General features: G+C 72.4%; 14 protein-coding genes. 6 read left to right on the plus strand and 8 right to left on the minus strand.

What is annotated here, in order from left to right:
• Positions 1 to 4 precede the first annotated feature (4 nt).
• Entirely contained in the window at positions 5 to 766 is a 762-nt protein-coding gene (locus IM778_RS13960; protein ID WP_228484562.1) for a helix-turn-helix domain-containing protein, read from the plus strand.
• A gap of 28 nt (positions 767 to 794) precedes the next feature.
• Here IM778_RS13960 and IM778_RS13965 read toward each other — a convergent pair whose 3' ends face one another.
• The 3 genes from IM778_RS13965 to IM778_RS13975 all read right to left on the minus strand — a co-directional run bounded on the left by IM778_RS13965 (position 795) and on the right by IM778_RS13975 (position 3,723).
• Positions 795 to 1,157 (minus strand): group I truncated hemoglobin, encoded by a 363-nt coding sequence (locus IM778_RS13965; protein WP_194409440.1) that lies wholly within the window; start codon positions 1,155 to 1,157, stop codon positions 795 to 797.
• Positions 1,158 to 1,225: 68 nt separating this feature from the next.
• Entirely contained in the window at positions 1,226 to 2,950 is a 1,725-nt protein-coding gene (locus IM778_RS13970; RefSeq protein WP_194411895.1) for a 5-oxoprolinase subunit B/C family protein, read from the minus strand.
• A gap of 17 nt (positions 2,951 to 2,967) precedes the next feature.
• Complete coding sequence (locus tag IM778_RS13975; protein ID WP_194409441.1) at positions 2,968 to 3,723, minus strand: 5-oxoprolinase subunit PxpA; 756 nt, start codon at positions 3,721 to 3,723, stop codon at positions 2,968 to 2,970.
• A 134-nt stretch (positions 3,724 to 3,857) separates the two neighbouring features.
• Here IM778_RS13975 and IM778_RS13980 point away from each other — a divergent pair, with 134 nt between their 5' ends.
• Positions 3,858 to 5,621, plus strand: a complete 1,764-nt coding sequence (locus tag IM778_RS13980; RefSeq protein WP_194409442.1) for an ABC transporter ATP-binding protein — start codon at positions 3,858 to 3,860, stop codon at positions 5,619 to 5,621.
• 727 nt (positions 5,622 to 6,348) lie between these two features.
• Here the strand turns inward: IM778_RS13980 and IM778_RS13985 are convergent.
• The 3 genes from IM778_RS13985 to IM778_RS13995 form a co-directional block, all read right to left on the minus strand.
• A complete protein-coding gene (locus IM778_RS13985; protein WP_194409443.1) occupies positions 6,349 to 7,311 on the minus strand; it encodes an ABC transporter permease in 963 nt (320 codons plus the stop codon).
• 34 nt (positions 7,312 to 7,345) lie between these two features.
• A complete protein-coding gene (locus IM778_RS13990) occupies positions 7,346 to 8,350 on the minus strand; it encodes an ABC transporter permease (protein WP_194409444.1) in 1,005 nt (334 codons plus the stop codon).
• A gap of 171 nt (positions 8,351 to 8,521) precedes the next feature.
• The gene (locus IM778_RS13995) at positions 8,522 to 10,183 is read right to left on the minus strand and encodes an ABC transporter substrate-binding protein (protein ID WP_194409445.1); all 1,662 of its coding nucleotides are present in this window, start codon (positions 10,181 to 10,183) and stop codon (positions 8,522 to 8,524) included.
• A 256-nt stretch (positions 10,184 to 10,439) separates the two neighbouring features.
• Between IM778_RS13995 and IM778_RS14000 the strand changes: the two genes are divergently transcribed.
• From IM778_RS14000 to IM778_RS14010, 3 genes are all read left to right on the plus strand, one after another.
• Positions 10,440 to 11,360 (plus strand): spermidine synthase, encoded by a 921-nt coding sequence (locus IM778_RS14000; protein ID WP_194409446.1) that lies wholly within the window; start codon positions 10,440 to 10,442, stop codon positions 11,358 to 11,360.
• Positions 11,361 to 11,481: 121 nt separating this feature from the next.
• Positions 11,482 to 12,009, plus strand: a complete 528-nt coding sequence (locus IM778_RS14005; protein ID WP_194409447.1) for a tetratricopeptide repeat protein — start codon at positions 11,482 to 11,484, stop codon at positions 12,007 to 12,009.
• Positions 12,010 to 12,053: 44 nt separating this feature from the next.
• Complete coding sequence (locus IM778_RS14010; RefSeq protein WP_194409448.1) at positions 12,054 to 12,542, plus strand: SprT-like domain-containing protein; 489 nt, start codon at positions 12,054 to 12,056, stop codon at positions 12,540 to 12,542.
• Between the two features lie 37 nt (positions 12,543 to 12,579).
• Here the strand turns inward: IM778_RS14010 and IM778_RS14015 are convergent, their stop codons facing one another.
• Positions 12,580 to 13,239, minus strand: a complete 660-nt coding sequence (locus IM778_RS14015) for a 2-phosphosulfolactate phosphatase (RefSeq protein WP_194409449.1) — start codon at positions 13,237 to 13,239, stop codon at positions 12,580 to 12,582.
• Positions 13,240 to 13,330: 91 nt separating this feature from the next.
• Here IM778_RS14015 and IM778_RS14020 point away from each other — a divergent pair, with 91 nt between their 5' ends.
• Positions 13,331 to 13,876: a hypothetical protein gene (locus IM778_RS14020; protein ID WP_194409450.1), complete on the plus strand. Its 546-nt coding sequence runs from the start codon at positions 13,331 to 13,333 to the stop codon at positions 13,874 to 13,876.
• A 6-nt stretch (positions 13,877 to 13,882) separates the two neighbouring features.
• Here the strand turns inward: IM778_RS14020 and IM778_RS14025 are convergent, their stop codons facing one another.
• Positions 13,883 to 14,476 (minus strand): NADPH-dependent FMN reductase, encoded by a 594-nt coding sequence (locus IM778_RS14025; protein WP_194409451.1) that lies wholly within the window; start codon positions 14,474 to 14,476, stop codon positions 13,883 to 13,885.
• Positions 14,477 to 14,640: the final 164 nt, after the last annotated feature.

A 14,640-nucleotide genomic window follows, 5' to 3' on the forward strand; every position in this document is an offset into this window, starting at 1 on the left:
GGCCATGACCGCCGGACCGATCAGCCTCTACATCCCAGCGCTGGCGAGCCTCGTCATCGTGCTGGTCGCGCACGGCGACCTCGACGAGGGCCGCGCGCTGCTCGCGACGGTGCCGGCGGAGGTCGACACCGGCCCGGGCGGCGTCGTCGCCCGCGCCTGGATCGCCGCCGCCGAGGGCGACACCGCGACGGCCCGGCGCCTGCTGCTGAGCGAGGCCGAGGCCATGACCGCATCCGGCCACGTGTTCCTCGCGGGCACGTTCCTGCTGCACCTCGCCCGCCTGGGCGGGGCGGATGCCGCAGCCGCACCCCTGGCGCGGCTCGCGGCCGCGCATCCCGGCGAGCTGCTCGCCTGCCAGGCGGCCCACGTGGCGGCCGAGGCCGCGGGCGACCGCGCCGGGCTCGAGGCCGTCGGAGACCAGTGGTCGCGCTCCGGCGCGCACCTGCTGGCCGCCGAGGCCTTCGCCTCGGCCGCGCGCGTCGCGCGCGCGGACGGCGAGCAGCGCGTCGCCGTGGCACTGCAGGCGCGCAGCGACGAGGAGGCCGCGCGCTGCGAAGGCGCCGCGACGCCGCTCCTCAAGTTCACCGAGGAGCTCACCCCGCTCACCCGGCGCGAGCGCGAGATCGCCGCCTTGGCCGCCGAGGGGGCGAGCTCGAAGCAGATCGCCTCGAAGCTGTTCCTCTCGACGCGGACCGTCGACAACCACCTGCAGTCCGTGTACGGCAAGCTCGGCATCAGCGGGCGGCACGAGCTCGCTCGGCTCTGAGCCGCCGTCCCTCCCGCGGGCCGTGCCGTCAGGCCGAGACGGCCGTCACGACCTCGCCGCGCAGCGCATCGAGCCGCTCCCGCACGCGGGCGACGACGTCGTCGTCGGTGCCGAGGTCGTGCAGCGCGACGGCGAGGTGCTCGACCACGGCGTCGAAGGCCTCGGACGTGATCCCGAGGTGCGCGTGAGCGGCATCCAGTCCCCGTCCGGTGAACAGCTCCGGCCCGCCCAGCGCGGCCGCGAGGAACGCCCGCTGATGCGCCTTCAGGCGCGTGAGGTCGACGTCCTGGAACCAGGTGGCGAGTTCCGGGTCGGACGTCACCCGCTCGTAGAACACGGTGACCGCCGCCTTCACTGCGGGGGCGCCCCCGATCTCGTCGTACACGCTCACGGCGTCCTCCGTTCTGTGGAATCGCTCGCAGACTATCCGAGCGCGCCACCTGCTCACCTAGGCAACGACTACTCAGATCTGCGCGCGTGGCGGAACCGGATGCGAGTGCCCGGCCGAGCCTGCGCGACGAGGTCGAGCGCGGCATCCGTCACCACCGCGATGACGGGGTAGCCGCCGGTGACCGGCCCGTCGGCGAGGAGGATCGTGGGCCGGCCGCTCGGCGGCACCTGCAGCGCGCCCGGAACCATGCCCTCGCTCGGCAGCTCGTCGGCGCGCACGCGCGCGAGCTCGGGGCCGTCGAGGCGCGCGCCCACCCGATCGGCCGCGTGGGAGACCGTCCACAGCGTGTCGAAGAGGGTGCCGAGCGCGTGCGCGGCGAACCAGTCGGCGCGGGGCCCCGGTGCCAGCTCCAGCTCGAGCTCGTCGTCGTGCGGCGCTCCCCACGGGCTCGGCGGCACCGCCGGGATGGGCATCGCCGCATCGGCGCGCACGCCCACCACGTCGCCGGCCTGCAGCCGGCCGGGGCCGAGCCCGGCGAGCAGGTCGGTCGAGCGCGAGCCGAGCACCAGGCGGCCGTCGAACCCGCCGCGCACCGCGACGTAGGCGCGGGCGCCGTGCGCGAACCAGTCCACGTGCAGCTCGGTGCCCGCGCGCCACTCGTGCGCCTGGTACGGGTCGACCTCGCGCCCGTCCAGGCGCAGCGGACCCCATGCGCCGGTGACCGCGACCCACAGGTCCGCCTCGGCGACCGCACGCAGCCCGCCCATCGTGACCTCGATGCCGGTCGCGCCCTCGGGATTGCCGAGCAGCCGGTTCGCGGTGCGCAGCGCCGTGCGGTCGAGCGCTCCCGACACCGCGACGCCGACGGATGCCGAGCCCTCCCGCCCGAGATCCTGCAGGGTGGCCAGAAGCCCGGGCTCGGCGATGCGGATTCCCGCCCCGGTGCCGGTGCCCGGGGCCGTGACCGTGCCGGTGCTTGTCGCGAGATCAGGTGATCTCGCGGAGGCAGGAGGATTCCGCGCCGAATCTCCTGCGTACGCCAGATCACCTGATCTCGTCACGGTGGCACGGGGCCGGAACCGCACGCGGGTGCCGGGGACGAGAAGGGCAGGGGTCCTTCCGCCCTCTCCAGCCGCCGGCGCGTCGCGCGGAGCCTCCGGGTGCGGGGGCGCGGGCGCATCCGGGTCCGGGGGCGCGGGCGCATCCGGGTCCGGGGGCGCGGGCGCATCCGGGTCCGGGGGCGCGGGCGCATCCGGGTCGAACAGGCGCGCATCGGTCGTGCCGATCAGGCGCCAGCCGCCCGGCGTCTCGCGCGGATACGCGCCCGTGAAGGGTCCGGCCAGCCCGACCGAACCGGCCGGCACGCGCGTGCGCGGCGACGACAGGCGCGGCACGTCGAACGGCCAGTCGTCGCTGACGAGGTACCCGAACCCCGGCGCGAACCCGGTGAACGCGACCCGCCACTGCGCGCGGCTGTGGCGGGCGACGAGCTCGTCGACGTCCAGCCCGAGCACCGCGGCCGTCTCGGCGAGGTCGGCGCCGTCGTAGGCGACGTCGAGCTCGACGAGCGGCCCTTCCGCGGTCGAGTCGCGCGTGGCCCCGGCGGCCGTGCCGAGCGCCCACGTGCGCGCCGACGACACCGCGAGCCGCCGCGGGTCGACCCGCACCAGGACCGTCCGGGCGGCCGGCACGAGGTCCACGACGCCAGCGGGGCGCGAGGCGCCGAGGGCGGCGTGCACGGCGAGCACGTCGTCGAGGGCCTCGACCTCGAGGAGGAACGCCCGCTCCCCCATCGGCCGTACGATCGCCGTCACCACGGTGCGCGCACCTCCACGCCCTCGGCGTCCAGCGCCGCGCGCACCGCGCGCGCCATCGCGACGGCCGCGGGCGAGTCGCCGTGGACGCACAGCGACGCCGCCGTGACGGCGATCGACGTGCCGTCGGCGGCCTCGACGACGCCGTCGCGCGCGAGCTGGACGGCGCGCGCTGCCGCCGCGGCAGGGTCATCGAGCACGGCACCGGGCTGCGTGCGCGGCACGAGCGTTCCGTCCGCGAGATACGCGCGGTCCAAGAACGCCTCGTACACGAACGGGAGGCCGACGGATGCCGCGGCCCGCGCGAACTGGCCGCCGAGGCCGAGCAGGGGCAGAGGCCGGCCGGCGCGTGCCGAGAACGCCGCGACGGCGCGGGCCACGGCATCCGCCATCTGCACGTCGGCGGTGACGGCGTGGTAGAGCGCGCCGTGCGGCTTGACGTAGCGGACGTCGGCGCCCGCCGCGGCGAGCGCCTCGAGCTGCCCTTCGACGACGGCCTGCAGCGGCCCCGCGGCGATCGCGACAGGCACGCGTCCGAAGTTCGCGCGATCGGGGTAGGACGGGTGCGCCCCGACCGCGACGCCGAACCGGTGCGCCCGATCGACCGCGTCCCGCATCGAGGTCGCGTCGCCGGCGTGGCCGCCGCAGGCGACGTTCGCGCTCGAGATCACGGCGAACATGGCCTCGTCGTCGGCCGTGGGCCGGCCGTCGACCGTCTCGCCGAGGTCCGCATTGAGGTCGATCGCCGCCATCTCTCCACGGTACTGCGGCGCGGTCGCGCCGTCCGCGACTCTCGCCCACCCTCATCCCGCGCTCCCGTTACGGATGAGTAAAGGCTGGGCCGGCACCGGTGCGAGACGCGGCGCCAGCAGGCAGGATGGAGCGCATGGCCCGAACCCACGAACGTCTCGCGGCCGGAGCGCCGCTGCTCCAGGTGCGTGACGTCGCCGTCGAATTCCAGACCATCGACGGCCCCGTCCACGCCGTCGAAGGCGTCGACCTCGACCTCGCCGCCGGCGAGACGCTCGCGATCGTCGGCGAGTCCGGCTCGGGCAAGTCCACAACCGCGATGGCGGTCATCGGGCTCCTCCCCGGCAACGGCAAGGTCACCCACGGCAGCATCATGTTCGAGGGCGAGAACATCGTGGGCGCACCCGAGAGCGTCATGCGCACGATCCGCGGCCGCTCCATCGGCCTCGTGCCGCAGGACCCGATGTCGAACCTCAACCCGGTCGCCAAGATCGGCTCGCAGATCGCCGAGACGCTCCTGGCCCATGGGCTCGCGACCCGCAAGGATGTCGACCGCAAGGTCGTCGAGACGCTCGCCGCGGCAGGGCTCCCCCACGCTGAGGACCGAGCCAAGCAGTATCCGCACGAGTTCTCCGGCGGCATGCGCCAGCGCGCGCTCATCGCGATCGGCCTCGCGTGCGACCCGAAGCTGCTGATCGCCGACGAGCCCACGAGCGCCCTCGACGTCACCGTGCAGAAGACGATCCTCGACCAGCTCGAGCGCATGACGAGCGATCGCGGCACGGCTGTCATGCTCATCACGCACGACCTCGGACTCGCGGCGGAGCGCGCGTCGCGCGTGGTCGTGATGAACCGCGGGCGGATCGTCGAGCAGGGGCCCGCGCAGCAGATCCTCGAAGACCCGCAGCACCCGTACACGCAGGCGCTCGTCAAGGCCGCGCCGTCGGTGTCGGCCGTACGGCTGCGGCCGGAGGTCTTCCGGCCTGCGGCTGCGGCTGCGGTCCGACCCGACATCGCCCCGGCCGAGCAGGCACCGGATGCCGCACCCGCAGTGGTCTCCGAGCCGGCGGCCGAGCAGCCCGAGGCGGCGGCGCCCGCTGAGGCGGCGACCGTCGACAACATCGTCGAGGTCGAGGGGCTCACGAAGGTCTATCAGGTCCGCGGGTCGAAGGAGGACTTCGTCGCCGTCAAGGACGTGTCGTTCGCGATCCCCCGCGGCGAGACGGTCGCGATCGTGGGCGAGTCCGGCTCGGGCAAGACCACGACGGCGCGCATGATGCTCAAGATCATCGAGCCGACCGAGGGCTCGATCCGCTTCGACGGCGAGGACGTCGCGACCCTCAAGGGGCGACAGCTGCGAGAGTTCCGCCAGCGCGTGCAGCCGATCTTCCAGGACCCGTACTCGTCGCTGAACCCGATGTTCTCGATCGAGCGGATCATCTCGGAGCCGCTGGAGTTCTACAAGCGCGGTTCGGCGAAGGACCGTGCCGCGCGCGTGCGCCGGCTGCTCGACGACGTCGCGCTTCCCCAGGCGATGCTCCGCCGCTACCCGTCGGAGCTCTCGGGCGGCCAGCGCCAGCGCGTCGCGATCGCGCGCGCCCTGGCCCTCTCGCCCGACCTCATCGTGTGCGACGAGCCGGTCTCGGCGCTCGATGTGCTCGTGCAGGATCAGGTGCTCACGCTCCTGCGCGACCTGCAGCGCGAGTACGGCCTCAGTTACCTCTTCATCTCGCACGACCTCGCGGTCGTGCGCCTCATCAGCGACTACGTATGCGTCATGAAGGACGGCGAACTCGTCGAGGCGGCATCCTCCGAGGAGATCTTCACCAACCCGCGCGACCCCTACACGCGGCGCCTGCTGGCCTCGATCCCCGGCAACGAGCTCGACATCGCGGTCTGACCCCCGAATCCACCACGCGTGCGTCCTCCACACGCGCGCCCTCCACACGCGCGCGTCCTCCACACGCGCGCTCGACACGCGCGCCCTCGCCCTCGCGCCCCCTGTGCCCTCGCCCTCTGTACTCGCGCGCCCTGCCCTCGCCCTCTGTACTCGCGCGCCCTGTACTCGCGCCCCCTGTACTCGCGCGCCCTGAGCGCGCGCCTCTGTGCGCGCGCCCTGCCCTCGCGACCCCTCCGCGCGCGCCTCTGTGCGCGCCCTCTACCCTCGCGCGCCCTGCCCTCGCGCCCCCTCCGCTCCCCAGTCACATTCCGCGCCTCGTTCGGCCCCTAACCTGCAGAACCTGACTGCGGAGCAACAGCCCCTTCTGCTCCGCAGTCACATTCCGCGCCTCATACGGCCCCACCCCGCAGAACCTGACTGCGGAGCATCAGAGCGCGGAGCGCACGACACGGCGAGCCCACCCCTCCGCTCCGCAGTCACATTCCGCGCCTCGCGGCCACTGCGCACCGCAGAAACTGACTGCGGAGCACCAGGACCCCGCAGCCCACGACGCGGCGAGCCCACGCCTCGCTCCGCAGTCACATTCCGCGGCCCTCACGGCCTCCGCACCGCAGAAACTGACTGCGGAGCGGCAAGACCTCGGAGCGGCAAGGCCTCGGAGCGTCAAGACCTCGGCGTAGCCGGGCGCGGGGGGTGCGCGGGGAGCGGGGCGGGGGCGACGGATGCCTCAGCGGGCGCGCGTGCGCGGGTCCATGGCCTCGCGCAACGACTCGCCGAGCAGCGTGAAGCCCAGTGCCGTGACCGTGATGCAGATGCCGGGCAGGAACGCGATCCACGGGTTCACGGCGAGCTCGAGCTGCGCGTAGCTGAGCATGCGGCCCCACTCCGCGGTCTGCGGCACGCCACCGCCCAGACCCAGGTACGACAGGCCCGCCGCCTCGATCACGGCGGTGGCGAGCGTCAGCGTGGCCTGCACGATGACCGGTCCGACCGCGTTGGGCAGCACGTGGGTCATCGTGATGCGCCCGCGGCCGAGGCCGAGGGTCGCCGCCGACAGCACGTAGTCGCTCGAACGCTGCTGCAGCATCGACGCCCGCAGCAGTCGCGCGAAGATCGGCACCTGGGCGGCACCGATCGCGATCATGATCGCGAGAGGCGTCTGACCCATGATCGCGGCGATCGACACCGCCAGCAGCAGCGACGGCACCGACAGCAGGATGTCGACGAACCGCATCACCAGCGTGTCGACCCAGCCGCCGAACGTCGCCGCGATCAGGCCGAGGAACATTCCGCCCACGAGGCCCACGAGGGTCGACACGATGCCGATCACGAGCGACGCGCGGGCACCCCAGATGAGCTTCGACAGCAGGTCGCCGCCGAATCGGTCGAGGCCGAGCGGGAAGCCGGGCACCTCGCCGGGGCCCGGGATGTGCCCGGGCGTGATGTACTCGCGGCCGGGCAGCGCCTCGGGCCCGTACGGCGCGAGCAGGGGCGCGAAGATCGCGACGAGCACGAAGATCGAGATGATGACGGCGCCCACCCATGCGCTGGGGTTGCGGCGCAGCCGACGGAAGACGTCGCGCCAGAAGCCGCCGCCGCGGGTCTTCGCCGACAGCAGCTCGCGGTCGTCGACCGAGGTGTCGTCGACGGGTCCGCCGCTGGGGGCGGGGGGAAGCATCGCGGATGTCATGCCGCGCCTCCGTTCTGAGTGCCTGGGCTCGGCATCACTGCACCCGCACTCTCGGATCGATGAAGCTGTACGACACGTCGACGGCGAGGTTGATGAGCGCGTACAGGATCGCGATGAACAGGATGAACCCCTGCAGAACGGGGAAGTCGCGCGTGAAGATCGCGCGGGCGAGGAACGAGCCGATGCCGGGGTACGCGAACACCGACTCGGTGAGGATCGCCCCCGACAGGAGCAGACCCACCTGGAGCCCGATCGTCGTGACCACGGGGAGCAGCGCGTTGCGCAGGATGAAGCGGCCCCGGATCGTCGATCGCGAGATGCCCTTCGCCATGCCGGTGCGGACGTAGTCGGAGTTCTGCACCTCGAGCACCGACGCCCGCGTGATCCGCACGATGATCGCGAGCGGGATGGTCGCCAGCGCGATGCCGGGAAGGATGAGGTGCTGGAACGCGTCCCACGCGGCATCCCACTCCCCCGTCATCACGCCGTCGAGGACGTACAGGTTCGTGTAGTGCGTGGCATCGAGCCGTGGATCCTGCCTGCCGTCGGAGGGAAGCCATCCCAGCTGCACGGCGAAGATCCACTTGAGGATGTACGCGAGGAAGAACACCGGGATGGTGATGCCGAGGAGGCTGGCGAAGACCGCGAAGTGGTCCCCCGCCTTGCCGTGGCGTCGCGCCGCCCAGTACCCCAGCGCGATGCCGAGGCCCACGGCCAGGACGATCGCGAAGACCGTCAGCTCGAGCGTGGCCGGAAAGCGGCGCGCGAACTCCTCGGTGACGGGGCGCTGGGTCTGGATCGAGACGCCGAAGTTGCCCTGCAGCAGCTGGCCGAGCCATGTGAAGTACTGCACGACGAGCGGCTGGTTGAAGCCGTACAGCTCGTTGATCTCGGCGATCCGCTCGGGCGTCGCCCGTTCGCCGAGCAGGGCGACGGCCGGACCGCCGGGCAGCGCGCGCACCCAGAAGAACAGCAGGAGGGTCAGGCCGAACAGGGTCGGGACGAGCAGCAGGATGCGCCTGCCGATGGTGCGTAGCACGAGATCTCCGGGGTGCGGGCGCGGCGTCATCGCCGCGCGACGTACGAGCGGGTACAGGTCGTCCCGGCCAGGCGTTCACGGCCGGGCCCGGGCATGGCCCCCGCGCCCGAGGCTCCGCGCACCGCGCCGGCGGTGCGTGGACGGGCGCGGGGGCCGTCCGGGTTCAGCGCGTCACTCGCTGAGCTCGACCATGTTGTAGACCTCGTCCTGCACCGGGCTGGCCGGGTAGAACGTCACGCGCTCGTCGAACGCGAGGGTCGGGACCGGGTGGGCCAGGGGAACGCCGGGCAGGAACTGCATGATCTGCTCGTTGATCGCCTGGTACGCCGCCTCCTGCTCGTCCTCGGTCGCGAGACCGCGCGCTTCGGTGAGCGCCCCGAACAGCTCGGGGTTGTCGAAGCCCCACTCGTTCGTCTGCAGGCCGAAGAACGTGCCGACGAAGTTGTCGGGGTCGTTGTAGTCGCCCGTCCAGCCGAGCAGGTGGATGCCGTGATCCGAACCGCCCTGCATGAGGTCGAGGTACTCGACCCACTCGTTGGTGACCGGGTTGACGACGATCCCGACCGCCTCGAGCTGGCTCGACAGGTTGGTGAAGATCTGCTCGGGGTTGGGCATGTACGGCCGCGAGATGTTCACGGGGTAGTTGAACGTGATCGTCAGCGGGTTGGACTCGTCGTAGCCCGCCTCGGCGAGGAGCGCCTGCGCGGCCTCCGGGTCGTACTCGTACTGGGTCACGTCCTCGTTCCAGCCGATGACGGCCTCGGGCATGAACTGCGTCGCTGCGACCGTGCCCTCCGGGAGCACCTGCGTGATGAGCTGCTGCTTGTCGACGGCGTGCGCGATGGCCTGGCGCACCTTCGGGTCGGACAGCCCCGGGGCCGCCTGGTTCATGCCCAGGTACAGGACGTTGAACGGGTCGCGGTTGACGAGCGAGAACCCGGCGTCCTCGAGGGACTGCAGGTCGGCGGGGGCGACGAGGTCGTAGCCGTCGATGCTGCCGGACTCGAGCGCCTGACGACGGGCCGTGGTGTCGCCGATGACGCGGAAGATGACCTCTTCGACGACGCCCTGCTCACCCCAGTAGTCGGGGTACGCGGTGAGCACGGTCTGCTCGCCGGGCGACATCGATTCGAACACGAAGGGTCCGGTTCCCGTGGGGTGGGCCTGGCCGTACTCGCTCTGGACCGGTGCCTCCTCGGTGCCGCCGACGTCGTCGGCGCCGTACTCCTCGAGGGCCGTGGGGCTCTGGATCGAGAACGACGGCAGCGACAGGGCGGGGATGAACCCGGCGAACGGCTCCTTCAGCGTGATGGTCGCCTGGTAGTCGCTGTCGGCGGTGCAGCCGCCGTAGATCGAGTCGTCGCCGAAGCCACGCATGATGACGCCCCAGTAGTACGCCATGCTCTGCGACGCGGCCACGCCCGTGAAGGCGTTCTGACGGTCGAAGTTGAAGCAGACGGCCTCGGCGTTGAAGTCGGTGCCGTCGTGGAAGGTCACGCCTTCTTCGAGCGTGAACACGTACGTCGTGTCGTCGGGCTGCTCCCAGCTCTTGGCGAGGAGCGGCGCCGGGTCGGCGGTGCCGGGCACCGTGCCGACGAGGCCCTCGAACATCTGGCGTGCGACGCGGAACGTCTCGCCGTCGCTCGCGAACGCGGGGTCGAGGCTCGCGGGGTCGCCGGACGCGCCGAAGACGAACGTGGTGTCGACGTCGCCGTCGCCGTCATCGGTCGCGCCGCCTCCCTCGCGCTGGCTCGCGCAGGCGGTGAGGACGACCGCACCGACGGCGATCGCCGCGGCGCCGGCGAGCCAGCGCCTTCTCGATGTGTGGAGCATGTGCTGTGCACCTTCCATATCGTGTGGGCCGCGCTGCACGTCGTCGTGGAGCCCGGGTGCGCTCAGCCCTCATCGGGGTGTGATCCTCCGACGCTACCCGGACGCGATGGCACCGACGATTACACCTGTGTCTCGATTATGTTTCGACACGGAAGGATGCCGGTTCCCGGGCGATCTGCGCAGCCATCCGACCGATCGTTGAGCGAGGAGCGCAATGGCCGGGTCACATGGGGCATCGGACGATAACGTGGTGGCCATGGCGCGGGCGAGGCAGACGGGGCCGCGCACCCGAGGCTCCGCGCAGCACGGAGCCGTGCGTGCGGACGGCGCGGCAGCATCCGATCCGTCCACCCGGCTGAGCGACGGCACCCTCGCACGCGTCGCCCCGTCGGCGTTCGGCGGAGGGTGGGAGCTCGACGTCGACGGCACCCCACAGTCGCACGTCGACCTCGACGATCCGACGCACCTGCACTTCGAGTACGTCGCGCGCATGGCGGCGGTGATCGACCGGCTGCGCATGCCGGGGCAGCCGTTGACCGCCATCCATCTCGGCGCCGGGGCGCTGACGATCCCCCGCTACATCCAGGCGACGCGGCCCGGATCCCGTCAGCAGGTGATCGAGCTCGAGTCGGCGCTGTGGGACCTCGTGCGCGAGAACCTCCCGCTGCCGCGCGGAGCGTCCATCCGCGTGCGGATCGGCGACGCGCGCGACACGCTGCGACGACTGCCCGCGGGCCTGGTGGGCACGGCCGACCTCGTGGTGTCGGACGTGTACTCCGGCGCGCAGACCCCGGCTCACCTGACCACGGTGGAGTTCTTCACCGAGGCGGCGCGGTTCCTGGCGCCCGACGGAGTCCTGCTCGTCAACGTCGCCGACGGCGCGGGACTGGCCTTCGCACGCCGTCAGGTCGCCACCGTGAAGGCGGTGTTCGAGCACGTCATCGTGCTGGCGGAGGTGCAGACGCTGAAGGGCCGCCGATTCGGCAACCTCGTGATCGCCGCGTCCCCCACCGCCCTGCCGACGGAGTGGCTGCCCCGGCTGATGGCCGCCGGACCCCACCCGGCGAAGGTCGCGGAAGGCCGAGAGATCGACGACTTCGCGCGCGGCGCCCGGGTGGCCACCGACGCCGACTCGACGCCCTCGCCGAAGCCCTCGGCATCCGTCTTCGATCGCTAGACGCGCGCCCGCCCCGATGCGGGTGACGACGGATGCCGAGACCGGCGTGGCACGACCGGGTGCACGCGGGCGGAGGGCACACTGGAAAGGCGATCCGCAGCGCTGGCGAAGGGAGTCATCGGTGAGCTACATCCGGGGGTACGACCCCGACACGCTTCGCGAGCAGGTGGATGCCCGGCAGTGCAAGGAGCGCCTCGAAGAGATCGGCGAGCAGCGCAGCCTGCCCGCCCTCCTCGAGCGCGTCTGGCTGCTCAAGGTGCTCGACCGCACCGAGGACGCCCTCGTCGTCTCGGAGCAGTCGGTGCGCGTGGCGCGCATGGCCGGCACCCGAAAGGACCTGCTGCGCGCCCGCATCCTGCATGCGACGGTGCTGCAGGCGCGCGGCGCCTACGCCGCCGCCGATCAGGAGCTGACCACGTGCGCCGAGGAGGCCGAGGGCCAGGGCTGGGCCGGCATCGCCGCGTTCGCCTACCAGCACCGCGGCAAGGTCCACTACGACGACGGCGACTACGAGTCGGCCCGCAAGGACTTCAAGCGGGCGCTGTTCCTGCGCCAGGAGTCCGGTGCGACCGACGATCAGCTCGAGTCGACGCTGCTCGCCATCGATGCCGCCGACCGGCGCCGGGCCGCGGCATCCGTCGCCAGCTGAACCCCCGCGCCCGAGTGTCGTAGATACGTTCTATTCTCCCGTACATGTCGGAACTGCATCGCGTGCGGCATTGGGCCGAGGCCCTCATCGCCGCCCATCTGGACTCGTCGTGGACGTTCGCGTTCGACAACGCCAAGCGCCGCGCCGGGCTGTGCGACTACACACACAAGCGCATCAGCGTCTCGCGGTACCTCGCCGCGCGGTACGACGACGACACCAACCATCAGACGCTGCTGCACGAAGTGGCCCACGCGCTCGCCGGGGCCGGAGCGGGCCACGGCCCGCGCTGGAGGGCGGTCGCGCGCGACCTCGGGTACGTCGGGGGCACGACCCATCACGGCGAGACGGCGACCGAGCTCGCACCGTGGATCGGGGTCTGCCCCTCGGGCCATGTCGCGTACCGCCACCGCAAGGCGACGCGGCCGACCTCGTGCGCGAAGTGCGCCCGGGTGTTCGACGAGCGGTTCCTGTTCACGTGGACCCGGCGCGAGATCACGCCCGCGGCGCGCCTGGCCGCGATGACCCCGCGCTAGCACCGCCCGGTCGCGCGCGAGGCGGAACGGGGCGGGTTCAGTACGCCGCGAACGCGCCTTCGCGAAGCACCGGGACGACGGATGCCGCGTCCACCGCGGCCGCGTCGAGCACCTCGTCGCGGCGGTCCAGGTCGAGGAGCTCCTGCCCCGAGCCGCTCGCGGTGAGCAGGTGCCGCACGGCTCCGCGAAGCCCGCGGAACACCTCACCGGCCGCGGCGGCCTCGGGAGACGTGTGGCCGATGCCGAGCGCTCCGAGGGCGTCGACGAGCGCACCGGCGCCGAGCTGATCCTCGACCGCGAAGCGCAGCGGAGCGCCGGGCTCGCGACGGCCCGCCTCCTGAGCCCGTCGAAGCTCCCCCGCCGCGATGATCGCGACGCTCGTGCGCGCGCCGCGGCGCTGCTGCTCGGCGAGGACCGCGCGGGCGACGGCCGACGCGTTGCGGAGGCATCCGAGCATCACGACCGCACCGGTGCTCGCCGCCGCGGCCGCCACCGCGGCGCCGTTGAGCGACACCGCGTGCGCGGCGTCGTCGAGCGCGAAGCTGCGGCCCTGGGCGACGGCATCCGTCACCGTCGTCGAGAACCGCAGAACGTCGACGACCACGACGACATCGGCCGGAGCGAGGCGGCCGAGGCCGTCCGCGCCCCACTCGTGACGGACCTGGTACCGGTGCTGGTCGAACGCACTCTCGGGCATCCGTCCAGCGTAGGCCGCGGCATCCCCTCCCGCCGTCGATCCTGAGGACCGAAGGCGCGACGCCGCCGCAGGCCGGGTGCGACACTGGAGCATGCGGATCCTGCTGAAGCTCGTGATCGACTGCGACCCCGACTCCGCGTGGCGGGCGCTGCACTCCCCGCGCGCGGTGGCCGAGCTGTACGGTCCCTTCCTCGACCTCGAGCCCCTCGTGCCGAGCGGACTGCCGACGTCGTGGAGCCCCGGCGACGATGTGCCGGTGCAGCTCACCGCGTTCGGCGTGGTGCCGATGGGACGACAGTTGATCCACACCAGCGACCGCATCGTGGACGAGCCGGGCGGGGTCGTGCGGATCTTCCGCGACAGCGGCATCCCGCTGACCGGCCCGCTCGCGAGTCTCGACGTGTGGGATCACCAGATGGCGATCTCACCGGCCCCTCGCGCTCGCGGCAAGACGCTGTGGCGCGATCGGCTCGTCATCGGCGGGCCGACCGCGCCCGCCCTCTGGCCCCTGCTCTGGACGGTGTGGCAGTGGCGCGCGGCGCGGATCCGCGCCCTCGCCCCGACATGGGCGCACGACCCCGAGCTCGCCGGCCAGGAGCCCGGGCCCGACGCCGGGTGGAACCCCGACGCCGGGTGAAACCCGTCAGTCCTGCGGGATCACCGTCAGCACGCGGGTGGTGTACTCGAGGAACTTCCGCATGAACGTGCGCAGGAACTCCTCGGTGTCGGGCACGCTCACGGCGCCCTCGTCGTCGATCAGGTCGGGCGTGAAGTGGATGTACGCCTCGGGCGCGGTCATCTGCCGCGCGTTGAGGTAGCTCAGCGTGCTGCGCAGCGTCTGCTGCCCGACCGCGGTGCCGATCTGGCCGGACGATGCCCCGATCACGGCCGTGGGCAGGTCGGACCACGCGTTGTCGCCGTAGGGCCGGCTGCCCCAGTCGATCGCGTTCTTCAGCGCACCGGGAAGGGAGCGGTTGTACTCCGGGGTGACGAACAGGAGAGCGTCGGCCGAGCGGATCGACTCCTTGAAGTCCCGCGCCACCTGCGGATAGTCCGCGTCGAAGTCGCGGTTGTACACCGGAAGGTCGGAGTACGAGATCTCGAAGAACTCGAACTCCGGCGGGGCCACGCGCTGAAGCGCGGCCGCGAGGCGTCGATTGATCGATTCGCGCGACAGGCTGCCGATGATGACACCCACACGGTAGGGCGGTTCGTGCTGCATGATCTCGATGTCCATGACCTCAGCGTGCGTGCCGGCCCGGGGTTCGCGCACCCCCCTTGCGCGACGGCGACGGATGCCTCAGCACGAAGCCCGTGCCGAGGCATCCGTCGCCCGTCCCGCCCCGCCCCGCCCCAGCCCCCGCCTCAGCCCCTGCCCCTGCCCCAGCCCCGGCCCCCGCC

Origin of the sequence: Microbacterium cremeum (genome assembly GCF_015277855.1) — a bacterium.
Lineage (GTDB): Bacteria > Actinomycetota > Actinomycetes > Actinomycetales > Microbacteriaceae > Microbacterium > Microbacterium cremeum.